Below are 24,047 nucleotides of genomic sequence, written 5' to 3'. Positions count from 1 at the left end.
CCTCCAGCCTGATCGGCGGCGAGTCCGTCAGCGGCGGTGCCGTCGTCAGCGCCCGGGTCCGGGCGTCCCGCAACGCGTCCCTCCCCGGAGCGGGGAAGGTGACCACCTCCACGTCCGGGCGCTCGGTCAGCTCCCACTCGTACCGGCGCCGGTACCACGTCCCGCGCGCCTCCCTCATCAGGATCCGCGGATGCCGCAGCAGCGCCTCGTGGAACGCCTTGCGCAGCCCCGCCGGGTCGAGACGCCCGGGCAGATGGACCTCGATGTGGACCGTCTCCGGCTCCTCCTCCTGGAGGCAGTGCCGGGAGACCTCGTCCACGACCGGGAACGGGATGCGCGCGGGTGCGGTGGTCATGCGGGTTCGCCCCCTTCGACTTTGGGCAGCTGTCGCGTCGGCGCCTCCGACTCGGGTGGCGTGGCTTCCGCCGTGGGCTCCCGCACGCTCACCACCGCCGCGAACAGCCCGATCAGCGCCAGCAGTTGGGCCGTATGACCGAAAGCCCCGTGGCCTGCCGCGACCGGCTCGCCCGCCCCGGTCGCGGCCGCGATCCCCGCCCCGGCCAGCGCCACGAACGCGATCGGTACGAGCCACTCGTGCCGCCGGTGCGCCAGCATCGCGAGCGCCGGCACCAGCAGGGCGAACCATCCGGCGATCACCACCCCCACCACGGTGAGCGCGACCGTGCCCAGCCAGAGACCCGGCGGCGGGGGCGGCGGCTGAAGCTCGTCGGGGCTGGGTTCGTGCCGCCGCCACAGCACCAGGCCGACCAGGACCAGCACCGCCACACCGCTGCCGATCAGCGCGCCGTCGTAGGTCGTCGCCGGCTCGTACGACAGCTTGACCGTGCCGCCCGCCCCGGCCGGGATCCGCCAGGCCTGCTGCCAGCCGTCGAGCCGTACCGACGACAGTTCCCTGCCGCCCAGCGTGGCCTTCCAGCCGTCGTTGTAGTTCTCGTACGTCGTCAGATACATGGCCGCACCGGAGCCGACGTTCACCTCGCGGCGGTCGCCCAGCCAGTCCCGGATCCGAAGATCACGGCCGGTGGCGGTGGGTTCCGCGACCGTCCCGCGCGTCAGGGTGACGTCGGTCAGCGTCAGGGGCCCGGTGTCCCCCGCCTCGACCTGGTGCGTACCGGAGCCGAGGTCCAACTCGGCGTCGGCGCGCCCCTCTTGGCAGAGCGTCACCTCGACGGGGCGGCGCTGGGTGAGGTCTCCCACCGTCCCCTTCACGCTGGTCCGGTAGAGCTCGCGGTCCACCGACACCACCGGACCCTCGCCGCACGGCAGCGAGAACTCCCGGTCGCTGCCCGGCTGGGGCGTGCGAGAGGAGGCCTCGGGCGTCTCGAGCGAGGGGATGTAGGCCTCGGTCAGGCCCACCGGCAGTCGCAGGTCCTCGTCGACCATCGGGTTGTAGAGGGTCAGCGGTGCCGTCTGGGTGATCGTGATGTCGAGGCGGTCGGTGGTGATCGCGGGGAAGCGGACCCAGCCGTTCTCGTCGACGCCGGCGACGGTCGCGCCGTCCGGGGAGCTGATGTTCACCTCGGTCGGACGTGTGGACAGGCCGCCCGCGGGGGCCAGCACCAGTTCGCTGACGGGCTGTTTGCCGTCCCAGCGCAGATGGATCGTCGGCCGGTCGCCCGCGATCCACGCCGTCGTCAGGTCGCCGTCGGTGAGGTTGCGCGCGGACAGACCGACGCCGAGGGCCGCCGTGGAGTCGGCGGTGGCGATCACGCGCTGATCCTGGCCTTCGGGCGCGATCTCGTAGAGCAGCCGGTCGAGTTGCTCGCCCGGCACCGGGACCGCGTTCGCCCGGATCGAGTACGTCCCTCCGGTGGCCGTCGCGAAGCGCCGGTGCAGGCCTGCTTCCATACCCGTGGCGGACAGGCCCGTCGGGTTGGCCGTGCGGTGCAGGGAGATCAACTCGGCGCCGGCGTTCGTGTCCTCGGCGTCGGTCGGCAGCCTCAGCAGCCGGGTCACCTGGACGTCCGGCAGGGTGATCTCGGAGAAGCCGGCGCCCAGCAGGCCGGTGCGGCGTTCCACCGTGTCGAGGATCGTCAGCTTCATCCAACCGGTGGCCCCGGGCGGCGACTTGATGGTCTGGGTGCTGCCGTCGGAGCGCAGGATGGTGGTCTGGGACCCCTTCTCGGTCTCCACCCGCACCTTCGTCGCCGCCGGCCGCACGCTGTCCTGCGGCAGCGGTGTCACCTTGAACGAGGACGGCATGTCGTACGCGTCGTCCGAGAACGCGATCCGCAGCCACTGTCCGTCCGCCGAGCCCAGCGCACCCTCGGCCCAGGCGGTGTCCGGGTTGCCGTCGAAGGCGTTGACCGGGTCGTACTGCGGGAGATGGAACAGCCAGTTGCCGTAACTGGACGCCGACACCGAGCGCGCGCCCCGCAGTTGGGCCACCGTCTGATGGTCGAGGCCCTTCGTCGGCAGGATCTGGTGCGGTTTCTCGCCCGCGTCCTCCGCCGCCTCGGGGGCGTTGCGTTCGTTGCTGGTGTACGTGTACGAGGTGTTGGCGTTGACCAGTCCGAACCGGGTGTCCGCGCGGCGCAGTCCGTCGCCGACCACCTGGAGCGGCGGGGTCCCGACGCCGGGGTGGTTGTCGCCGGTCAGCACGGTCGGCCGGCCGCGCAGCTCGGTCGCGAGCGGCAGCAGGGACTCGGGGCCGCCGGAGACGACGGCGGTGTCGGCGACCGGCAGCAGCCCGGCATGCCCGGGGCGCGGTACTTCCTCGGCCGGAGCGTAGATCTCCACCGCCCGCTGCCTCGGGTAGAGGCCCTCGACCGCGAGGGGGGCGTCCTGGATGATCCGGCCGCCGGTCATGATCGGGCCGAGCCCCTTCATGCGCTGGTAGCCGGACTCCTCCAGGGTCCGCTTCACCGTGGTCGTCGGCACATAGCCGATCTGGTCCGGGTCGAGGTCGTTGCGGACGACGACGTAGTAGATGCCCGAGCGGCTCAAGTAGTCGGCCAGGCCCGGGACTTCGCCGCCGCTCATCAGGGCCTGCTCGACGGCGTCCATCGCGCGCCGGTTGCCGGCGGTGCCGAAGGGGACGTAGTCGCGCTGCGCCCAGCGGGACTCGGCGACCACGTCGAGCGGCTGGTCGATGGTCGAGCCCCAGGTGTAGATGCCGTGCGCGGTCGCCGGGACGACCAGGGCGCGGGAGTCGGGCGAGGCGTCCTTCAGCCAAGCGGCCGTCGCCTTCCAGTACTTGGGGATCTCCTGGAAGGAACCCGGGGTGAGGATCGAGCCGTTGAGGTAGGGCCACATCAGGCCGGGCAGGATGAGCACGGCCGCGATCAGTGGCGCGAACCGACGCCCCCGTACCGGTCGGGCGCCCCGCGTCTCGGCCGCGACCCCCGCCAGATGGGCGAGCCCCAGCACCAGCGCCAGGGCCAGCCCCGTCTGGAACTTGTAGATGTTCCGGAACGGGACGAGTCCGCCGTTCAGCCAGTCCTGCACCACCCCGTGGAAGGGCGCACCGAAGGCGCCGCCGTACCCGGCGAGCAGGAGCGGCGCGATGACGATCACCGTGAGCGTCAGCCAGCGCCGCTCCGGCATGTCCCGCCGGGCAAGCCCCGCGAGGCCGAGGCCGGCCGCGAGCGTCGAGCCGACGATGACGACCACCGAGGCCGCCACGGTCCAGCCGGCCGGCAGCCAGGCCTCGCCGAAGTGCAGATACGCGACCCAGTTCCCGGCGCCGCGCAGCGCCTCGGTCGCCGCCATGGTCTCGGTCGTGGTCTGTGAACTCTCCACGTACGGAAGGAAGTTCTCGCCGTAGAAGCCGAGCAGCAGCAGCGGGATCCACCACCAGGCCGTCGCCAGCACCAGGCCCGGCACCCACCAGGCGATCAGCTTGCGCTGTCGTGGCCCGGGCGGTCGGGACAGCAGATAGAGCCCGACCGGGAGGAGGGAGGCGAGGGTCGAAGCCGCGTTCACGCCGCCCATGAACGGGATGATCACCGCCGAGCGCAGGGCGGCGACCCGGGCGCTGTACCGCTCGTCGACCAGCGGCAGCAGCACCCACGGCAGGACGGCACCCGGCAGCGCGGCCGCCGACGTCGAGCCGATGACGATGGTGAACACCGGCCACAGCGCGTAGGCGACGGCGGCGAGCAGCCGTGAGGCGCCGCTGCCGATGCGCAGCCGCTCGGCCAGCCGCAGGGCGCCCCAGAAGGCGACCGAGACGATGAGCGACATCCACAGCCGTTCGGCCAGCCACACCGGCAGTTGTACGGCGTCGGCCAGCCAGTAGAACGGCAGCATCGGCCACAGATAGCCGGTGTACTGGTCGGAGATCCCGCCGAAACCGCCCTGGTCCTGCCACAGCTGGCCCAGGTCGGAGAAGAACCGGCCCGGGTCGACGGTGACACCGAGCTTGGTGTCGAAGGTCTGCCGCCCCGGGTGCACCGCCAGGAACAGCACGAACACCACGGCCCAGAACCCCAGCAGCCAGCGCCGCGACCGCGGGCCCTCCGGCGGGCCCGACATACGCGCGGTGGAGGGTACGGCCGCCGGGGGAGGGGCCTGGACCGTGGACGTCGTCATCGTGGACACCGCCGGAGGATGAGGAGGAGGTTCCAGGTGGCGACCTCGCGGATACCCGGCGCCTTGACGACGGTCTCCGCGAGGAACGGCCAGTAGCGGGAGCGCGCCGAGACCACCCGTACATCGTCGCGGGCGCGCACCTGCCGCAGGGTCGGGCCGATGTGCACGGCGAACAGGTTCTCGCCGAGGGTGTGCTTGGCGGCCTTTCCGGTACGGCGCCGGTAGCGGGCCCGCGCCCGCTCGGCGCCCAGGTAGTGCCAGGGCGCCCACTCATGGCCGCCCCACGGGGACAGCCAGTTGGTGAACGACAGATAGATCAGCCCACCGGGCCGCGTGACCCGTACGAGCTCACTGACGAAGGTCTGCGGATCGGCGACATGCTCCAGGACGTTGGAGGAGAAGGTGACGTCCGCGACCCCGTCGTACAGCGGCAGCAGGTATCCGTCGGCGATCACGGCCCCGTCGGTCGGCTTGGGACCGAGTTCCGCCATGTCGGGCTCGAAGAGGTACGCCTGGGCACCCCGTCTGCGGAACTCCTCGGTGAAGCACCCGCTGCCGCCCCCGACGTCGACGACCGTACGGCCGGCGACGGGACCGTCGTAGGCCTCGACCTGGTCGACGGAGTCGCGGGCGAGGAGTTCGTAGCAGGCGGAGGGGTCGTCCTGTTCGTGAAGGAAGGCTCGGAAAAGTGCGAGGGAACGTCGAAACGAGGGATCCTTGGACGCGCCCCGATAGGGGCGCGGGGCTGTGTCTGATGTGCGGCTGCCGCCGCGCGTGCGCGACCAGCCACGACGCACCCGCAGCCGCGTCATGGCGCCCAGCTCCTCACCGCCTCGGCGGCGACCGCACGGAACTGTCTCACCGTCCGATCCCAGCGATAACGCGCCGCATGATCTCGGGCCGTCTTGCCCATCAGTTCACGGCGATGACCCGACAGGGCCAACGTGCACCAGGCCGCCGCGAACGTGGACTCGCCGTGCGCCAGCACACCCGTCTCCCCGTCCACGACGGAATCCCGCAGACCGGGTACGTCGAAGGCGATCGTCGGCGTCTCACGGGCCGCGGCCTCCGTGACGACCAGACCCCAGCCCTCGACCGCCGACGGATGCAGCAGCAGCCACGCCGCACAGAGCAGCCGGTGCTTCTCCGCCTCGGACACATGGCCGGTGAACTCCACGCCAGGACCGGCGAGTTGCTCCAGACGCTCCCGTTCGGGACCGTCGCCGACGATCAGCAGCCGGCCGCCGGTCACGGGCCGTACCCGCTCCCACAGCCGCAGCAGCAGGTCGATGCGCTTGTACTCGACGAGCCGGCCGACCGCCACGAACAGCGGCTCGGGGGAGCGGTCCGCGCGCGGGCCCGGCTCCTCCACTCCGTTGTGCACGACACGGATACGGTCCCGCTCGACGCCGATCCCGCGCAGTGCGTGGGCCGTCGAGGGGGACACGGCCACCAGCAGACTCCGGTGCTGCGCACCGGTCAGCGCCCAGTGTTCGAGTCTTCGGCCGAGGCGCGCGGCGGGGGCCATCGGCCCGCCGAACCGCATCTTCCACAGATCGGTGTGCACATGGTTGACCAGGCACAGCGTGGGACCGCGGTGCCAGACGGGCGCGAAGTACGGCATCCCGTTGCAGACCTCGACCAGCAGATCGCAGTCGCCGACCTGGCGGGAGAAGGCCGAACGGGCACGGAGGAAGTGACCGAGTTCGCCGCCCGCGGAGACGACCCGGTAGTCGCGGTACGACGCGGGACCGCCGCACAGCAGGGTGACCTGGTGGCCGAGCCCGGTGAGGCCGTCGGCGAGCCGGTCGACCAGGAGCTCGGAGCCCCCGGCGGCCGGGTTGCCCAGATCACGATGGGCAAGGAAAACGATTCGGCGCGGGGGTGGGGGGAGCACCGAGGGGTGCTGCGACGCCCGGGGCGAGGCGGCGTGATGGGGGTCCCCCCGCTCGAGCGAAGTCGAGATTGGGGGAGAGGGTGGTACGTGCTGGGGCATGTGCGCTCCAACTCGTCTCAGGGTGCGGAACTTTGAGCGTGGGGGAGAGCTTTACGTTCCTGTGGGGGGTTTGAGTGCTTACTGCGAGGGTCATGTGGGTGGACTGTGCTCGGGTGGGGGTGGACAGTTTTCGCCCACCCGTTCGCCGTGGCTACTCACCGAGGTGACAATTTCCGGCGTTATTAGAGCTGACGTCCAGTCACATCGTGAGCGGGGAATCGGGCGTATCGGATGAACCAGGATGGCGCCTCCCGCGTACCACCAAAACGGAACCGGCCACCACCAGGACGAACCCCAGCACAGCCGCACCGATCGGCACCGTCTCGCCGATCGCCTTCAGCTGACCGCTGTCCTGCTCGGCCTTCTTCACCGCGTCCTGCTGCGTCGCGGTCGTGAAGGCGATCTTCTCGCTGTCCAGCAGCACCACCGCGTCCTTCTTGGCGCCCGGCGCCCGCAGGGTCCGCTTCGGCCCGGTCTGCGCGTAGATCACGCGGCCGGTGCGCTGGTCGACGACCAGCTCGAAACCGTGGTTGGAGTACCACTCCTCGGCCAGCACCTGCGGGCTGTCCGGCCGGCCGACTAGGCTGCCCGGCACCATCCGGGTGCCGACCTTCGTCGGGGCGACCGTGCCGGTGAACCGGTAACCCGTGTACCCCTGGACCTTCCTGGTATCCCGGTAGCTCAGCACGATGGTGTTGCCGAGGGTGTTGTCCCACCACTGGTAGGCGCGTTTTTGCACGTCGAAGGGGAACTTCAGATACGCCTCGCCCTCGATGTACGGCTTCTCGCCGCAGCAGTGGACGGGCTTGGTGGTTCTGCGGTCCATGACCCAGCGGTGCGGTACGAAGTCCAGCGCGTCGTGCGGATCCGCGGCCGGCAGGGTCTTGTCGGTGTCGACCGTGGTCGTCACGTCCCAGACCGCGTCACCGCTGCGCTCGCTGTCCTCGACGTTGCCGCGCACCCGCTGGGTGACGGTGATCGTCTGGCCGTCCACGGTCTCGACCTTGTCGGTGTCGAAGACGCTGCCGGTGCCCTTGTAGACGGCGGTCTGGTCGATGTCGATCGGGTTCACCGCGGCCCGTGGGGTCACGTACCACGCCAGCATGGGCGCCAGGACCAGCAGAAACGTGCCAAGTCCCAGCAGAATCAGAGAGAAAGGAGAGGCTGTACGGCGCATCCGGCTACTCCTGGGGCGTGAGGGTACGGAGTTCGGGCCGCTCTATGGGCCGGGAACCGTAGGCCGCCCTTGACGGAGTGTCAATGTCTTGTCGACACTGGGGCGGACAGACAGGGTGGACTGCCGGGGTGGGGACAACCGCCGGAACGTGGGTCCTGTCGTCGGATTCCCGCCTGCCTCGCGGCGTCTGGCACGCACGCTCGCCGCGTTGCCGAACCGCCCACGTGGCTCCGCCACGCGGACGCTCCGGCGCCTTGCGATCTGGGGGTGCCCCCTCTGGGGGAGCACCAGACGCCGCGAGGCCCGCCCTTCGGGCGGACGACGGGAATCCGACGACAGGACCCCGCCACTGAAAGGCTGACCCTGCGATGTCCAGACTGCTCGCCGCCGCACTCACCGTCGTGGCCGCCGCCGCGCTCGCCGTGGGGGCCGCGTTCGGCATTGTCGCGCTGCTCGAAGCGACGCCCGACCAGCCGAACACGCCCTTGATCACGTACGAGCAAGCAGGTCAGGGGAGTTGAGCCGTGACGGCGGTGACTTCCCGGTCGGCCTGGCTCGACGTACCCCGGCTTCAGGTGCGCCGGTTCGCGGAGATCGCGATGGCGGAGGCACCGGCGCTCGCCGAGGAGATCCTGCGCGAGATCCGCCGCGAGTACCCCCATCTGCCCGTCGTCCTCGACGAGTCGGGCGAGCCGATGGCCCTCGTCGGCATCCGCCGCGCCATCGAGGTCTTCGTCCAGCACCTGGAGACCGCGGAGGGCCGCCCCTCGGTCCCCCCGGGTGTCTTCCAGGAGTTCGGCCGGGGCGAGGGACTGAACGGCCGCAGCCTGGACTCCCTCCAGGCCATCTACCGCATGGGCGTACGCCTGGCCTGGCGCCGTTTCGCCGAGATCGGCCAGCGCGTCGAGATCCCGCCGCCGGCGATGTACGAACTCGTCGACGCGGGCTACGAGTACCTCGACGGCCTCGTCGACCAGTCGGTCCGCGGCTACGCCGAGGCGGCGGCCCGCCAGGCGGGCGAACGGCTCCGGCTCCAACGCCGCCTGATGGAACTCCTGTTGGTCGAACGCCACCGGCACGGCGACCCCGCCGAGGCCCTCACGGAACGCGCCGCCCGCATCGGCTGGCCGCTCCCCGAGAGAGTCGCCGTCGGCGTCCTGCTGCGCCCGGCACGGGAGGCGGTACCGCCCGCGGTCGGCCAGGAAGTGCTCCTGGACATGGAGTACGAACTGCCACGCATGGTCGTCCCCGAACCGGACGCGGCGGGTCGCCCCGAACTCCTCCACCGCGCCCTGACCGGCTGGTCCGGCGCGATAGGACCCCCCGTCCCGCTGGCCGACGCGGCGAAGTCGCTGCGCTGGGCCGAGGCCGCCGTACGCCTGATGGAACGCCGTCTGCTGCCGTCGGGTGAGGTGCTGCACTGCACGGAGCACACGGAGGCGCTGGTCCTCCTGCAGCCGGAGGAACTGATCGACGACCTCGCCCTGCGCTGCCTGGCCCCCCTGGCCCACTGCGGCCCCACGCACGGCCGCCGCCTCGCCGAGACGTTACTGGCCTGGCTGGAGACCCGTGGTGGTGCCCCGGAGGTGGCCGCCCGGCTGGGCGTCCACCCTCAGACGGTCCGCTACCGCCTCCGTCAGATCCGTGAGCTCTGGGGCGCGGAGATCGACGACCCGGACCGGCGCTTCGAGCTGGAACTGGTGCTCAGGGCGCAGCGGTTGAGGGGGGTGCTGGGGGAGTCGCCGGGTAAGCCCTAGGAGCGCCTCAGGAGTCCGACCGGCGCTTGAACTCCACCGGCCCCGCGTTCATCTGGATCGTGCCGTCCAGGTGCAGGAACGGACGGCGTTCGGTCATGCGGCTGCTGTACGCCTCGACGTGGTGGATCGCCGCACCGTCGGGAGCGGTGAAGTCGACGAGGGCGATGGCCACCCAGAAACGGGTCGAGGTGTTCTCGTAGAGCGGCACGGTGACGTTGGATCCGCGGCCGTCGTCCACGACGACCTTGGCGCCGAAGCTCTTGAAGGAACCGAAGCCGTTGCTGACGGCGGAGTAGGCGCACAGCAGGACATAGCCCTGCTCGTCGGGCCGGACGATGCGGACCGTCTCGCGGCCGGGGGTGCGGGAGTCACCGTCGAGCTGCACGTAGGGCGGCTCCTTCAGGGAGCCGAGGTTCTTGTAGTAGACGACGTCCGGGTCCTTGGTGATGGGACCCTTCTTGACGAAGGTGCCCGGATCCCGCGGTCCGCGCCGGACCTTCGAGGCGGGCACGAACAGGGCGTACAGGTCCAGGTCGGCGCCCTGGCGGCGCCGCTTGTCGCTGCCGCCGTCCCACTCCAGGGCCACGGTGACGACCAGCTCGCGGTCCGACTTGTCCAGACTGATCGAAACCTGGCCGCCCTTGTCCAGGCTGACCTTGCCGAGCGGGGGCTTGACGAGACTGGTCGGTGCCGGTGCCGGTGCCGGTGCGGGCGCCGGTGCCTGCGACAGCGACTGCGCCTGTGCCTGTGCGGGAGGCGTCTCGGCCTCCGGCTCGGACACATCGATCCCGAAGTCCGTGGCCAGCCCCGCCAGCCCCTCGGCGTACCCCTGCCCGATGGCCCGCAGCTTCCACCCGTCGCCCCGCCGGTACAGCTCCACGAGCAGCACCGCACGCTCACCGTCGGTCAGCGGGGGCGCACGGAAGACCACGGGATCACCGTTGGCCTGATGGGCCCGGACGGTGACCTCATCGACCTCACGGAAGGTGCGGGCGGCGTTGTCGGGATCACAGCTGCCGACCAGCACGACCCGGTCCACGTCCGCGGGCAGCCCGGCCGGATCCACGACCACCCGCTCGGGCCCGGAACCATCGGCACCGACATGCCGCACGGCCCCGTCCTCACCCGAGGGCTGGTTGTAGAACACGAGATCCCCATCGGACCGCACCCGTCCGTCCGCCCCCACCAGCAGCGCACTCAGATCCACCGGATCACCCACGGTGTGCAGCTCGGCGGTCAGCGGCCCGGAGCCCACCACGGTGTTCCCGCCCTTGAGAAGCTCAGGCACAGCGACTCCCCCCACCCATCGACGTGACGTCACCCTGTCACATCGGATCGGGAAGGGAAGAGGGGGCGCCGGGGCTTCTCGGTCAGGCGGGTTCCTTCTGCGGGGCACGTCGGGGGACCGGCTGGTCCAGGTGGACCACCACGGTCGTGTAGAAGCGGTGCACGGCGTCGTCGACGCTGCGGATGAAGCCGGACTCGGCGTTGCCCCGGGTGCTGCCCATGCCCTTGAGAAGGGACAGCCGGAATCCGGTGATCTGCGTGCCGTTCTTCGGAAGGAGGTCCGCGGGTTCCGGTCGGAGCCGTTCCAGGGTGCCGCGCGGGCCGACGGCGTCGCCCTCGACCAGGGTCTCCACGTGCAGGTCGGCCGGGGCCTCGCCGAGGCGGCGCATCAGTCGCTTGGCCCGGGTCAGGGGATAGCCCTGGTCCGGCGCGGGGACCTCGACGGAGGTGCGCAGCCTGCCGGTGCGCAGATCGGCGCCGATGGTGAGCAGTCCGGGGGCCTGTTCGACGCGGAGCTCCGCATGGAGCCGGCCTTCCAGGCACAGCCGGTCGGCCAGCTGGCTCCGCCGGGTCCCGTGGTCGGTGCCGCGTCTGACGCGCTGGGCGGGCAGCACCTTCTGCCCGAGTTCGCCGCCGAGCCTGAGGCACACCTGGCGGATGAGCCGCTCCCAGCTCTCGACCACTTCGAGGGCCCGCGGATCGCCCTGGCAGAGGGTTTCGTCGTTGATGCCGTTGCGTACCGGCACCCAGGCGGAGCCCATGTTCTGGAAGCCGTGACAGCCGGAGTTCTCGTGCTGGAGGTAGTGCAGCAGCTCCTGGAGCAGCCAGGTGCGCGCCGCGTTGCCGACCCCCTCGTGCCGGATCAGCAGCTGTGCCTGATGGGCCACCTCGGCCCAGGACAGATGCCAGAGCGCCACCTGGTGCTTGCGCCGCCGGTCGATCCTGACGTCGACCAGGGGGCTGCCCTCCAGCGCCGCCAGGGCAGCGTTCGACCCCTTGGTCATTTCGTGCACGAGATCCCCCCAGGAACCGCATCCCCCAAGACACGCCACGCAGTGTGACGTGTCACACACGAACACAGTAGTACCGGCACCTCGCACCCGTACGCTTCCCGCCGAAACGGGACGGTTGCTGTGCGCGTAATCGTCAGGCCCATTGCCCGGGGAAACGCGGTATGGCTAGCCTGTGTTCGTTATGCCGATCGTCTGTTGAAATTTCGAACAGACGCCTAAGACGCAAAGGGGGGGCTGGACGTGGGACGTCTTGTACCTGCCGTGACCCGGGCTCTCGACATTCTCGAGCTCTTCCTCGACGGGGACGGCACGCTCTCCGCCCCCGACATAGTGCGCAAGCTGCAGCTGCCGCGCACCACCGTGCACGAGCTGGTGACCACGCTCGCCGCGCGGTCCTACATTGTCGCCGTGCCGGGTCAGCCGGGACGTTACCGGCTCGGGGTGCGGCCCTACCAGCTCGGCAGCCGGTACGCCGAGCAGCTCGACCTCGCCGCCGAGGGGCAGCAGGTCGCCCGGACCGTCGCCGAGACCTGTGACGAGACGGTGCACGTGGCGATCCTGGAGGGCACCGACGTCATCTACATCGCCAAGGTGGACTCCACGCATGCGGTGCGGATGGTGTCCGCCGCCGGGCGCAGGCTCCCTGCCCATTGCACCTCCGTCGGCAAGATGCTGCTCGCCTCGCTTCCCGAGCCGGAGCTGAGCTCCCGCATCCCGGACTCCGCCGAGCTGATCCGGATGACTCCGAACAGCATCACCGAACCCGGCGCGCTGCGCGAGGCCCTCGCCCACATCCGCGAGCGCGGCCTCGCGGTGGAGAGCCGTGAGTCCAACCCGGACGTCTCCTGCGTGGCCGCCCCGGTCCGCGACCGCACCGGCCGGGTGGTGGCCGCGCTGTCCATCTCCGTGCCCATGATCCGCTGGAGCGACGAGCGCCAGGGCGAGCTGGAGCAGCTCGCCGCGAAGGGTGCCGCCGAGCTGTCCGAGCGCCTGGGCTACCGGAGCGTGGGATGACCTCGACGACGTACGACTACGAGGTGGCCGTCCGCGCCGAGGCGACCCTCGGCGAGGGCCCCACCTGGGACCCGGCGCGGAACCACCTCATCTGGCTCGACATCCTCGGCGCCCGGATCAACACCTACGACCCCGTCTCCGGCCACCGCACGGTCCGCGTCACCGACCAGCACATCGGCGCCGCCAAGCCGCGCACCGGCGGAGGGCTCGTCCTCAACCTGCGGGACGGCGTCGCCCTCCTCGACGCGGACGACTCCTTCCGCTGGCTGCACCACGAGCCGGTTCCCGGCCGCCGCGCCAACGACGCCGCCGTGGCCCCCGACGGTTCGCTGTGGGCGGGCACCATGCGCTACGACGAGGCGCCGGGCGGCGGCACCCTGTCCCGTCTCACCGGCGACGGCTCCTTCGAGACCGTCCTCGACGACGTCGCGGTCAGCAACGGCACCGGCTGGAGCCCCGACGGCCGGCGGATGTACTACATCGACTCACCGACCCGCCGCCTCGACGTCTTCGACTTCGAGGCCGGGCGCCCCGTGAACCGCCGTCCCCTCGTCGAGATCGAGGAGGACGCCGGCTTCCCCGACGGCCTCACCGTCGACGCCGACGGCTGTGTGTGGGTGGCCCTGTGGGACGGGGGAGCGGTACGCCGTTATACGCCGGAGGGTGCGCTGGACCGGGTGATCACCCTTCCCACGCCGAGGGTGACGGCTTGTGCGTTTGGGGGCGCGGACTTGACGGACCTGTACATCACGACGGCGCGGGTGGGCCTGGAGTCCCCTCATCCGGTGGCGGGCTCGCTGCTGGTGGTGCCTGGCGCGGGAAAGGGTATGGAGCAACCGGTTTTCGCCGGGTAGGTGGACCCACCCAGGGGCGCGGGGCCGTATCGATGTGCGGCTCCGCCGCGTGGGCGCGACAAGCCCCCACCGGCCCGCGCCCGACCAACTACTGAAGCCCCACTCTCTTCAACTCCTCCGCAGTCAAAGGCGGCGCCACCAAGGGGGCCTTCAACGGCCCCACCGCCGCCGCCAGCAACACCGACGGACTCAGCAACACCTCCGCCCGCCGCTCCAACGACGTCACATCCGTCACGCGGCGGGCGATCCGCCCGTTCCCCGTGGCCGTGAGCATCAGCCGGTCCACATACCCGGCCAGCAGCCGATCCCGCAGCGTCGGCCCGTTCTCCGTCGCCCCCGGGTAGAACACGTCCTGCCCCGTCGCCAGATCCCACGCCGCCCCCACCGGACGGGCCACCGCCTTCTGGATCCGCCGGGACAGCCCGGGCGCACCCCAGCCATGACGTGCGGTCAGCTTCCGCAGGAGCAGCGCGCTCTGGGCGCCGACCGCCAGACCGTGGCCGTACACCGGGTTGTACGCGGCCAACGCGTCGCCCAGCACCGTGAAGTTGTCGGGCCAGGCCGGCATCCGCTCGTAGAAGTACCGGCGGTTGACCGTGGTGCGGGTGACCGCCACCTCCGACAGCGGCTCGGCCTGCCGCAGCAGGTCGCCGATGAGCGGGTGCCGCAGCTCCTCGCGGGCGAAACGGACGAAGTCGTCGGCGGCGCCGGAGGGTTCGCCGCCCCGCGTGCCGTTCACCGTGACGATCCAGCGGCCGTTCTCGATGGGCAGCAGAAAGCCCGCCCGGCCCGGGACGCCGGCGTGCGGGTCGGGCTGCACATGGATGACGGGGAAGCCGCCGCGGGCCTGCTCGGGCGCGAGGTAGAGCCGACTGGCGTACGCGAGGCCGGAGTCGACCCTGCGCTCCCGCGGCGCGGGCAGTCCGAGTTCCGTCAGCCAGCGGGGCGCTCCGGAGCCCCGGCCGGTGGCGTCGACCACCATGCCCGCCCCGATGGTCCGTTCACGGCCGTCGTGCTCGCGCACCCGGACCCCGGTGACCGCCTCCGGCGTACCCGTGAGGCCCAGCACCTCGGTGCCCCCGAGCACTTCCACCCGCCCGCCGGCCAGGACCTGTGCGCGGACCGTCGCGTCCAGCAGGTCCCGCCCGGCCAGGATCACATGGTGGGACTCGGGCCAGCGCCGGAACCAGCCCTGCGCCGAGTAGCCGACGATGTCCGTGGTGACCGGCGCCCGCCGTGCCCCCGCCTCCCGGAGCACCTCGGAGATGCCCGGCAGCAGCTCCTCCATGGCCCGCACACCGCCCGACCACAGCATGTGGGCGTGCCGGGCCTGTGGCAGACCCTTGCGTGGCCCGGGGCCCTCGGGCAGCACGTCCCGCTCGACGACCAGGACGCGGTCGGCGAAGGCGGCGAGCGCCCGCGCCGCGAGCATGCCGGTATGGGATCCCCCCAGGACCACGGCGGTTCTGGCGGGGGAGGGACTCTCACTCATGCGCGGACATGCTCTCTGCCGGGACGGCCGCACGGGTGCGTACCGCCTTGATCTCGTCGGGGCTGCGCAGGGCCTCGGACACGGCCTGGATCTCCTGCAGCAGGTAGGTGGTGTCGGGGACGCCCGCGTCATCGGCCTCCGGGGAGCCCGGCTCGCGCTCCATGGCGTCCAGGATCGTCACGGCCGCCGCCAGCGCCTGGGCCCGGCCGCGTTCGAGACCGAGGGCCAGGGCGGCGTCGTGGGCGCGGTCGCGCAGCTCGTCGTCGAGGCGACGGGAGAGGTGCAGGAGGGCGTCGCGGATGAGCGTCTCGCGGCGGATCAGCCGCATCTCGAGGGTCGCCCGCAGCGCGAAGGGCTCACGGCTGCCCGCGACGCCCCGCATCAGCCGGGCCAGGGGTGCGAGGCCGCGATGCCGGCGGCGCAGCCGCCACCGCTCCTGGAGGTACTGGCCGGCGTGCGGCACGATGAAGCCGATCGCGACCAGGGTCGCCGCGACACACGCGGCCGACGGCGCGATGTTGGTGTTCAGCCAGTCCAGGTCGTGGCCGGTCCAGCGGGCGACGACGGCCGTGAGCTTGGCGACGCTGAAGAGCAGGTTCGTCGCGAAGCCGACTCCCAGGAACCTCAGCCCCCAGCGCAGCCAGCCGTCGAGACCCTCGATGCGGATCCAGTTCCAGACGAGCCGGGACGTGACCAGGCTGGCCACCATGTGAGCGAACAGGTAGAGGAGGATCGCCTCGCGCATGAACGGCGTGGAGGCGTAGTAGGTGTCCAGGTTCCGGATCTGTTCCACGGGTACGTCGGCGAGGGCGAACAGCACCCACAGGGCGACCACGACACCCGCGTAGACGGCGACCACCCACCGGGTCGCGCGGCGGGTGTGGGCGTGGCGCTCGATGCGTCCGTTGCGCCAGTGGACGACCAGCAGCAGCCATGACGCGCAGAGCGCGGTGATCAGCGAGTACACCCAGGGTGCCGCGATGTTCGGCACACCGGTGACCCGGTTGGTCCAGGAGATGGTGCTGGGGGCGGCGAAGACGAACACCGCGCAGGCGAACAGCAGCAGTCCGCCGACGGCCCGCAGCAGCGGGTCCCGCCAGAGCTTCAGGATGCTGGGCAGTTTGATCACCAGGGCCGCGGTCAGCACCACGGTGGGGAGCCAGAAGGAGACATACACCCCGCTGAGGAGGTTGCCCTGCGCGAGCGGACCGGTGTGCGTCACCGCTCTGTGCCTCTGCGCCCGCGGTACCCCATGGACCGCTCCATCCCGGTGAGGGACGCCCTGCCGCCGCGGCCCGACAGATAGGGCCGGAACGCCGCCGCCAGCCGGTGCCCGAAGTCGTCCGCCTCCGCCTCGTCGGTCTGCCGGGAGCCGTCGCGTGCGGCGACGGCCAGGGCGTCCTTCCAGTCGGGACCGCCGGCCAGCGCGCGGGCGGCGGCCTGGCCCACCCCGTGCCGGTGCCCGGCGTTGAGATGCCACAACTCATGGCCGAGGATGACCAGTTGCTGCACCGCTTCGGCCCGCTCCTCGACGATGACCAGGTCGAAGTCTCGGAACTCCACGCACAGGCCGGTCACCTCGATCTCGTCGGGGAACCGTTCGAAGCGCAGCTCGACGGGCCGCCCGTCGCGGCGCGCGCTCATCTCCTCGCACAGCGCCAGGCACACCTCGTGCACGCCGGCCGGGGGAGTGGGCCTGGACCGCAGCGCGGTGTCGAGTTCGACGGCGAGCCGGCGCATCGCGGACCCGGTTCTCGCGCGCCGCAGCGCCGCGGCGACCCGCCCCGCCCTCGTGCGCGCGATGTCCATCGATCCCCCTTCTCACCGCTGTACGGCAGCCCGTCCGAGCGTACGCGGCCCGAACTGTCCACGTCATGCGATCCGGTGACCGTTCGTACAAGTAAGAACCAGCGCTCGCGGTTCTGAAAATCTTGTCCGGACCATTGACGAGAAAGCGCTTCCTATCTACGGTCCGTTCGAAGTTACGAGCACCTAACGAAATATCGAACCGACTGACTCTCTCCTCCGACTGTAAGGGCAGGCAATGGCACGACCTGACCTGAACCGCAGGCAACTGCTCGCCGCCGCAGGCGGGTTGGCCGTGGCCGGCAGCTTCGGCTTCGCCGCACTCGGCACCGGCGCCGACGCGCTGGCCTCCGACGCGGACACCCGGGTGCGCTACTGGAACCTCTTCAGCGGCGGCGACGGCGCCAACATGATCGCGATGCTGGACTCCTTCCGGAAGGAACACCCCGACATCGCGGTCAAGGACTCCACCCTCCAGTGGGGCAACCCCTTCTACACCAAGCTCGCCATGGCCGCCGCGGGCAACCGCGCCCCCGAACTCGGCGTCATGCACGTGGGCCGGGTCGCGGGCTTCTCGCCGGGACGGCTCCTGGACCCGTGGGACGAGGCACTCCTCGCCCGGTACGGCGTGCGCAAGGCCGACTACAACCCGGCGCTGTGGAACCGCGGTGTCATCGACGGCAAGCTCTACGCCCTCCCCCTCGACATCCACGTCCAACTCTGCTTCTACCGCAAGGACGTCCTGAAGAAGGCGGACCTGCTCGGCGACGACGGCCGGATGATCCCGGTCTCCTCCACCGCCGAGTGGTTCGACATCCTGAAGAAGGCCAAGGCGGTCCAGAAGAAGGGGCTCCAGACCATCGGTCTGTGGACCAACGACCAGAACTTCCAGTGGTGGTTCTTCGTCGCCTTCTACACCCAGCTCGGCGGCCGCTGGTTCGACGAGGGCACCCCCGCCAATACGGAAGTCCTCTTCGACGCCGACAAGGCCACCCAGGTCCTGGAGTTCCTCCGGCAACACGTCACCGACGGCTACGTCATCCCCGGCGCACCCACCGGCGAGCAGTTCATCAACGGCGCCCCCTTCACCTGGGAGGGCAACTGGTCGGTGCCGGTCTTCTCCGGCGCGAAACTGGACTACGGCGCGACCCCGCTGCCGCCCGTCTTCGGCAAGCCCGCCACCCACGCCGAGTCGCACGCGTTCGTCCTGCCCCACCAGTCGGGCCGCGGCGGCGCCACCAACGAGGCCGCGCACGAACTCGCCGCGTACGTCGTCACCCACGCCCAGCAGTGGGCGGCCGGCGGCCACATCCCCGCGTACACGCCGACGCTGTCCACGGCCGCGTACCAGAAGCTCGAACCGCAGAACGAGTACGTGAGCGCCATGGACCACCAGGCCACCGAGCCCAAGGTGTGGTTCGCGGGCTCCACCGGCGTCCTCGCCCAGGACCTCGGCCCCGTCGTCGTCTCCTCGACCATGGGCTCCGCCAAGCCGGCCGCCGTGGCACAGCGGATGAAGTCCCGGCTCACCAAGCTCCTCGCCTCGAAGAACCCGATGGACGGCAGGACCGCCGCGCAGGGAGGTACGGCCGCATGACGACCAGCGCTCAGACCGTCGTCGCACCGGCGCGGGCGAAAACCGCCACCGCCACCGCCACCGTCCGCCGCAACCAGGGCTTCCAGCACGGGGGCTGGTTCATCGCCCCGTTCCTGGTGCTGTTCGCGCTCTTCGTGGTCTGGCCGCTGCTGCGCGGCCTCTACCTCAGCTTCACGGACGCCAACATCTCCGGCGAGGGCGCGAGCTTCGTCGGCCTCGACAACTACCGTGAGGCCCTCAACGACCAGGCGATGTGGGACGCGCTCGGCCACAGCGCCTGGTTCACCCTCCTCGTCGTCCCGTGCATCACGATCCTGGCGTTCCTGCTCGCGATGCTCGCCCACCACATCGAGCGCGGCAAATGGCTGTGGCGGCTGTGCTTCTTCGTCCCCTTCCTGCTGCCCTCGACAGTCGCCGCCAACATGTGGCAGTGGCTCTTCACCCAGGGCATCGGCCTGTTCAACGAGACCTTCGGCCTCGACACACCCTGGCTGACCGACAAGTCGTACGCGATGCTCGCCATCGTCATCCAGACCCTGTGGTGGACGGTCGGCTTCAGCTTCCTGCTGTACCTGGCCGCGCTCCAGGGCATCCCCGACCACCTCTACGAGGCCGCCAAGCTGGACGGCGCCAACGCCTGGCACCGCATGGTCCACATCACCCTGCCGATGCTGCGCCACATCACCGGTCTGGTGATCGCGCTCCAGATCCTCGCCTCGCTCCAGCTCTTCGACCAGGCCGTCGTGATGATGGACTTCAGTCCCGGACCCGAGCTCAGCACCCGCTCCTTCGTCCAGTACACCCTCGAACAGGGCTTCACCAGCTACCGCGTGGGCTACGCCTCCGCGATGTCCATCATCTTCTTCGTGATCATCGCGGCCGTCGCCCTGGGACGAATGGCACTGCTGCGCAACCGTGAGGAGGGAACCCGATGAGCACCACCCGGATACGGCTCAAGTCCCGCAAGCCCTGGACGCCCAGCCAGATCGTCCTCACGGTGGTCGGCGCCGCCGTCTCCGCCGTCTTCGTGGCCCCGATCGCCGCCGCCCTGTTCACCTCGCTCAAGTCCGAGGCGGAAGCGGCCGAGATCCCGCCGCACTGGCTGCCGAAGGTGTGGACGGTCCAGGCCTGGAAGTCCCTCTGGGAGACCGGCAACGTCGGCAACTGGTTCATCAACTCGCTGGTCGTCTCGGTGTGTGTGACGACCATCGTGCTGGCGGTGAGCGCGCTGGCCGGATACGGCTTCGCCCGCACCGAGTTCCGCGGCAAGAACGTCCTGATGGGCGTGGTGATGGCGGGCCTGATGGTCTCCCCGGCGGTCCTCGGCGTACCGCTGTTCACCACGGTCCAGCAGATGGGGATGGTCGACACCTACTGGGGCATGATCCTGCCGCAGTGCGCGCCCGCCGCGATGGTCTACATCCTCTACAAGTTCTTCCAGGGCATCCCGCGCGAACTGGAGGAGGCCGCGTTCATCGACGGCGCCGGCCGCTGGCGTGTCTTCTTCACGATCGTCGTCCCGCTCGCGCGACCCTCCCTGGCGGCGGTGGGCATCTTCACCTTCATCGCCTCGTGGAACAACTTCCTGTGGCCGTACATGGTCACCAACAACCCCGACCTGATGACCATGCCGAACGGCATCGCGACCGTCATGAACTCCTACGGCATCCAGTGGGCCCAGCTCATGGCCGGCGGTCTGATGGCGGGCCTGCCCCTGATCGTCGTCTTCGTCTTCTTCCAGCGGCAGATCGTGGCGGGCGTCGCCCACACAGGATTGGCGGGACAGTGAGAGCACCCAGAGCGTTGACGGCCCTGATCGCGGCGCTGTTCCTGGCACTCCTGCCCAACACGGCCTACGCACAGCCGAGTTACCCGGACCCGCAGCCCGTCACCGGCCAGCAGATCATCCACGACCCCACCGTCATCCGCCTCAAGTCCGGCGGCTACGTGGCCTATTCGACGGGCGGAATCATCGGCGCCCGCCTGTCCAAGGACCGCAAGCACTGGGACGACTCCGGCAACGCCTTCGCCGAGCCGCCGAGTTGGTGGTACGAGTACAACGACACCGGCGACCCATGGGCCCCGGACATCTCCTACCGGGCGGGCAAGTACTGGCTGTACTACGCCGTCTCCTCCTGGGGCACCAACCACTCCGCGATAGGCGTGGCCACCTCGACGTCCGGTCTCCCCGGCACCTGGACCGACCAGGGCAAGGTCTTCTCCTCCGAGCGCACGGACACCTGGAACGCCATCGACCCCGCCCTGATCAAGGCCGACGGCAAGCTGTGGATGTCCTTCGGCTCGTACTGGACCGGCATCCGCATGGTCGAGCTGAACCCGGTCACGGGCAAGGCGATCGAGGGCACCACGGTCCACCACCTGGCGACCCGCCCGGACGCGCCGTACGCGGTCGAGGGCCCCTACATCGTCAAACACGGCCGCTACTACTACCTCTTCGCGTCCTACGACGCGTGCTGCGCGGGCGTGAACTCGACGTACAAGATCAAGGTAGGCAGGTCTACGACGATCACGGGCCCGTACGTCGACAGCACAGGCCTGCCCATGCTGGAAGGCGGCGGCGACCTAGTGCTGGAGGGCCACGGCAGATACATCGGCACGGGCGGCGAGTCGGTCTTCCGGGACCATGGTCAGGACTGGCTCGCGTACCACTACTACGACGCAGAGGACGAGGGCACGCCCAAGCTGGGGCTCAACAGGCTCAGCTGGACAAGGAACGGCTGGCCGAAGGTCTTTTAGGGGCGCGGGGCCCTGTCCGATATGCGGCTCCGCCGCGCGGGCGCGACCAGCCCCCACAACCCGCAGACGAAACTGAACCGCGAAAGGAAAGCATGAGCACCGCCCGCTTCACTCTGGACCCCGCCTTCACCATCGGCGAAGTAAACCCCCGTGTCTTCGGATCCTTCGTCGAGCACCTCGGCCGCTGCGTCTACACCGGCATCTACGAACCCGGCCACCCCACCGCCGACGCCGAAGGCCTCCGCACCGACGTCCTGGAACTGGTCCGCGAACTCGGCGCCACCGCCATCCGCTACCCCGGCGGCAACTTCGTATCGGGCTACAAGTGGGAAGACTCGGTCGGCCCCGCCGAGGACCGTCCCCGCCGCCTCGACCTCGCCTGGCACTCCACGGAGACGAACCGCTTCGGCCTCTCGGAGTACATCTCCTTCCTCCGCAAGGTAGGCCCCCAGGCCGAGCCCATGATGGCCGTCAACCTCGGCACAAGGGGCGTGGCCGAGGCCCTGGAGCTCCAGGAGTACTCCAACCACGCCGAGGGCACCGCACTCGCCGACCAGCGCATCGCCCACGGCGACAAGGACCCCTTCGGCATCCGCCTGTGGTGCCTCGGCAACGAGATGGACGGCCCCTGGCAGACCGGCCACAAGACGGCCGAGGAGTATGGCCGGATCGCCGCCGAGACGGCCCGCGCGATGCGCCAGCAGGACCCGAAGGTCGAACTCGTGGCCTGCGGCTCCTCCAGCCAGTCCATGCCGACCTTCGCCGAGTGGGAGGCGACGGTCCTCAAGGAGACGTACGACCTCGTCGACTACATCTCGCTGCACGCCTACTACTGGCCGGAGGACGGTGACATCGACTCCTTCCTCGCCTCCGCCGTCGACATGGAGTCGTTCATCGAGAACGTCGTCGCCACCGCCGACCACGTGGGCGCCCGGCTGAAGTCGAAGAAGAAGATCAACCTCTCCTTCGACGAGTGGAACGTCTGGTACCTGCCCGAGTGGGAGGCGAAGGCGAAGACCTTCGCGCAGGACGACTGGCCCGAGGCCCCCCGCCTCCTGGAGGACAACTACAGCGTCACCGACGCCGTCGTCTTCGGCTCCCTCCTCATCGCCCTGCTCCGGCACGCCGACCGCGTCACCGTGGCCTGCCTCGCCCAACTGGTCAACGTCATCGCGCCGATCATGACCGAGCCGGGCGGTCCGGCCTGGCGGCAGACGACGTTCTTCCCGTTCGCCCAGGCCGCCCGGTACGGCCGCGGCGAGGTCCTGGACGTACGGGTCGACTCACCGACGTACGAGACGAAGAAGTACGGCGAGGCCGACCTGCTGCACGCCACCGCCGTGCGCGGCGAGGACGGCTCGGTCACCGTCTTCGCGGTCAACCGCAGCCGGACCGAGGCGCTGCCGCTCGAAGTCGCCCTCGGCGCGCTGGACCTGTCGTCCGTCGTCGAGCACAGCGTCCTCGCCGACGCCGACCCGGACGCCAGGAACACCCTCGCCGAGCCCGAGCGGGTCGCCCCGCACACGGTCGAGGGCACCGCGCTGACCGACGGCACCCTGACCGCCGTACTCGAACCGCTGTCGTGGAACGTGATCCGGCTGGCCTAGCAGCTCATCGCTCGACATACACCTGCGCGGGCGGGTACGGCGAGGCGGAGTTCGTGCCGACGGACCAGTACCCGCCCGCACCGGGCACGGACGCAAGTCCGCCGATCAGTACGGGGGTCGAGGACAGCGGGCCCCGCTCGCCGACCCATGCCCCGTTCTCCCACCGGAGGTAGTGCGCGCGGGTCTGGTCCCAGAAGTCCCAGCCCGCGATGCGGTCGGGGCGTCCCTGGGCGTCGGCGACGATCGCGGTGAGCATGCCGACGGTGAACGGGGTGCCGGCGTAGGTCCACGCGCTGCCGTCCCAGTGGCGCAGGGTGACGGACGGCGGTTTGCCGGGCGGGCCGCCGACTCCGTAGTCGTAGCCGGTGAGCCAGACGTCGTCGGCGGTGACCGGGAGCAGACCGCTGACGTAGGGGCGCAGCCCGGCAGGGGCGGGCAGTTCGGTCCAGGTCTCGCCGTCCCAGCGGGCGACGAGTGCGGCGTCGTACACCCAGACATCGCCGTCGGGTGCCACGCGGACGCCGGCCGGGGCGCTGGTGGGCGGGGTCGGGGGCGGTGTCACCCAGGTCCAGGCGTCGTCCCCGCCGTCGCCGCGCAGCAGTACGCAGCCGTCGCTGTTGCGGCCGGAGAGCCAGACGCGGTCCTTCGCGTCCAGCGTCACCCCGGTCAGGCTCGTCCCGTACGCCAGTCGCCCGGCGAAGAGGGACTCCTGCCAGGTCGCCCCGTCCCAGCGCAGCAGGCGAGCGACGCCGCCCCTGTCGGTGCCGACGGCCCAGGCGGCGCCCGCCGAAGCGGCGACCGAGCTCAGATACCCGCCGGTGAGCCCGAGATGGGTGAGATCGAGGCGGGTCCACGCGCTGCCGTCCCAGACCAGGGCGAGCGGCACTCCGCGGGTGCCGCCGTTGCGGCCCTCCTCGCCCACGGCCCACGCGAGGTCCGGTCCCGCGGCCGCCACGCCGAGCAGCTGGGCGGCCGGGGTGCACACGGGGGCCGGGACGGTCTGCCAGTCGTGTGGGCCCACGGCCCGGGGCGCCGCGGCCCCGGTGGCTCCAGTGGCCCCGCTGCTCTCCGGGGCGAGGGACATCGCCGCCCCGGTGCCGAGTAACCCGCCGATGAATCGCCGTCTTCGCACGAGG

The 24,047-nt window shown here is 70.7% G+C and carries 18 protein-coding genes and 2 pseudogenes; 9 read left to right on the top strand and 11 right to left on the bottom strand.

Annotated features, from left to right (window positions below):
* From TN53_RS16325 to TN53_RS16305, 5 genes and pseudogenes are all read right to left on the bottom strand, one after another.
* Positions 1-355 (bottom strand): annotated as a pseudogene (locus tag TN53_RS16325) (condensation protein); the annotation flags it as partial.
* Positions 352-4,554 (bottom strand): alpha-(1->3)-arabinofuranosyltransferase domain-containing protein, encoded by a 4,203-nt coding sequence (locus TN53_RS16320; protein ID WP_046259204.1) that lies wholly within the window; start codon positions 4,552-4,554, stop codon positions 352-354. The pseudogene TN53_RS16325 and the gene TN53_RS16320, both read right to left, overlap by 4 nt.
* Positions 4,551-5,366: a class I SAM-dependent methyltransferase gene (locus TN53_RS16315; protein ID WP_095046519.1), complete on the bottom strand. Its 816-nt coding sequence runs from the start codon at positions 5,364-5,366 to the stop codon at positions 4,551-4,553. The genes TN53_RS16320 and TN53_RS16315 overlap by 4 nt, the downstream gene beginning before the upstream one ends.
* Positions 5,363-6,550 carry a glycosyltransferase family 4 protein gene (locus TN53_RS16310; RefSeq protein ID WP_046259203.1) on the bottom strand — a complete coding sequence of 396 codons (1,188 nt, stop codon included), beginning with the start codon at positions 6,548-6,550 and terminating at the stop codon, positions 5,363-5,365. The genes TN53_RS16315 and TN53_RS16310 overlap by 4 nt, the downstream gene beginning before the upstream one ends.
* Positions 6,551-6,749: 199 nt before the next feature.
* Positions 6,750-7,727, bottom strand: coding sequence for a DUF3068 domain-containing protein (locus TN53_RS16305; RefSeq protein ID WP_046259202.1), 978 nt, complete (start codon positions 7,725-7,727; stop codon positions 6,750-6,752).
* Positions 7,728-8,095: 368 nt separating this feature from the next.
* On the opposite strand from TN53_RS16305, the gene TN53_RS47830 reads away from it, so the two are divergent.
* A complete protein-coding gene (locus tag TN53_RS47830) occupies positions 8,096-8,248 on the top strand; it encodes a hypothetical protein (protein ID WP_199924585.1) in 153 nt (50 codons plus the stop codon).
* 12 nt (positions 8,249-8,260) lie between these two features.
* Positions 8,261-9,484 carry a helix-turn-helix domain-containing protein gene (locus TN53_RS16300; RefSeq protein ID WP_199924587.1) on the top strand — a complete coding sequence of 408 codons (1,224 nt, stop codon included), beginning with the start codon at positions 8,261-8,263 and terminating at the stop codon, positions 9,482-9,484.
* Between the two features lie 7 nt (positions 9,485-9,491).
* On the opposite strand, the gene TN53_RS16295 is transcribed toward TN53_RS16300, so the two are convergent.
* Both TN53_RS16295 and TN53_RS16290 read right to left on the bottom strand, forming a co-directional pair.
* The gene (locus TN53_RS16295) at positions 9,492-10,772 is read right to left on the bottom strand and encodes a TerD family protein (protein ID WP_234441607.1); all 1,281 of its coding nucleotides are present in this window, start codon (positions 10,770-10,772) and stop codon (positions 9,492-9,494) included.
* Between the two features lie 82 nt (positions 10,773-10,854).
* Positions 10,855-11,745: pseudogene (locus TN53_RS16290) on the bottom strand (TerD family protein); the annotation flags it as partial.
* Positions 11,746-12,024: 279 nt separating this feature from the next.
* On the opposite strand from TN53_RS16290, the gene TN53_RS16285 reads away from it, so the two are divergent.
* The gene (locus TN53_RS16285; RefSeq protein ID WP_046259200.1) at positions 12,025-12,798 is read left to right on the top strand and encodes an IclR family transcriptional regulator; all 774 of its coding nucleotides are present in this window, start codon (positions 12,025-12,027) and stop codon (positions 12,796-12,798) included.
* A complete protein-coding gene (locus tag TN53_RS16280; RefSeq protein WP_046259199.1) occupies positions 12,795-13,652 on the top strand; it encodes an SMP-30/gluconolactonase/LRE family protein in 858 nt (285 codons plus the stop codon). Before TN53_RS16285 ends, TN53_RS16280 begins: the two co-directional genes overlap by 4 nt.
* A gap of 88 nt (positions 13,653-13,740) precedes the next feature.
* Here TN53_RS16280 and TN53_RS16275 read toward each other — a convergent pair whose 3' ends face one another.
* Genes TN53_RS16275 through TN53_RS16265 form a run of 3 tightly spaced genes read right to left on the bottom strand, consistent with a single transcriptional unit; the run spans position 13,741 to position 16,953 of the window.
* The gene (locus tag TN53_RS16275) at positions 13,741-15,144 is read right to left on the bottom strand and encodes an NAD(P)/FAD-dependent oxidoreductase (protein WP_199924584.1); all 1,404 of its coding nucleotides are present in this window, start codon (positions 15,142-15,144) and stop codon (positions 13,741-13,743) included.
* Positions 15,137-16,366, bottom strand: a complete 1,230-nt coding sequence (locus tag TN53_RS16270; RefSeq protein ID WP_046259197.1) for an MAB_1171c family putative transporter — start codon at positions 16,364-16,366, stop codon at positions 15,137-15,139. Before TN53_RS16270 ends, TN53_RS16275 begins: the two co-directional genes overlap by 8 nt.
* Entirely contained in the window at positions 16,363-16,953 is a 591-nt protein-coding gene (locus tag TN53_RS16265) for a hypothetical protein (RefSeq protein WP_063776251.1), read from the bottom strand. Before TN53_RS16265 ends, TN53_RS16270 begins: the two co-directional genes overlap by 4 nt.
* Before the next feature lie 235 nt (positions 16,954-17,188).
* On the opposite strand from TN53_RS16265, the gene TN53_RS16260 reads away from it, so the two are divergent.
* The 5 genes from TN53_RS16260 (at position 17,189) to TN53_RS16240 (ending at position 22,911) form a co-directional block, all read left to right on the top strand.
* Positions 17,189-18,547 carry an extracellular solute-binding protein gene (locus TN53_RS16260; RefSeq protein WP_046259196.1) on the top strand — a complete coding sequence of 453 codons (1,359 nt, stop codon included), beginning with the start codon at positions 17,189-17,191 and terminating at the stop codon, positions 18,545-18,547.
* Positions 18,544-19,482: a carbohydrate ABC transporter permease gene (locus TN53_RS16255; RefSeq protein WP_046259195.1), complete on the top strand. Its 939-nt coding sequence runs from the start codon at positions 18,544-18,546 to the stop codon at positions 19,480-19,482. The genes TN53_RS16260 and TN53_RS16255 overlap by 4 nt, the downstream gene beginning before the upstream one ends.
* Positions 19,479-20,336 (top strand): carbohydrate ABC transporter permease, encoded by an 858-nt coding sequence (locus TN53_RS16250; RefSeq protein ID WP_046259194.1) that lies wholly within the window; start codon positions 19,479-19,481, stop codon positions 20,334-20,336. The genes TN53_RS16255 and TN53_RS16250 overlap by 4 nt, the downstream gene beginning before the upstream one ends.
* Positions 20,333-21,304, top strand: coding sequence for an arabinan endo-1,5-alpha-L-arabinosidase (locus TN53_RS16245; protein ID WP_046259193.1), 972 nt, complete (start codon positions 20,333-20,335; stop codon positions 21,302-21,304). Before TN53_RS16250 ends, TN53_RS16245 begins: the two co-directional genes overlap by 4 nt.
* 92 nt (positions 21,305-21,396) lie before the next feature.
* Positions 21,397-22,911, top strand: coding sequence for an alpha-N-arabinofuranosidase (locus TN53_RS16240; protein WP_046259192.1), 1,515 nt, complete (start codon positions 21,397-21,399; stop codon positions 22,909-22,911).
* Between the two features lie 4 nt (positions 22,912-22,915).
* Here TN53_RS16240 and TN53_RS16235 read toward each other — a convergent pair whose 3' ends face one another.
* Entirely contained in the window at positions 22,916-24,043 is a 1,128-nt protein-coding gene (locus TN53_RS16235; protein ID WP_046259191.1) for a hypothetical protein, read from the bottom strand.
* Between the last annotated feature and the right edge of the window lie 4 nt (positions 24,044-24,047).

This window comes from Streptomyces sp. WM6386, from assembly GCF_000972385.1.
Lineage (GTDB): Bacteria > Actinomycetota > Actinomycetes > Streptomycetales > Streptomycetaceae > Streptomyces.
This window is presented reverse-complemented; position numbering and strand designations above follow the sequence as displayed.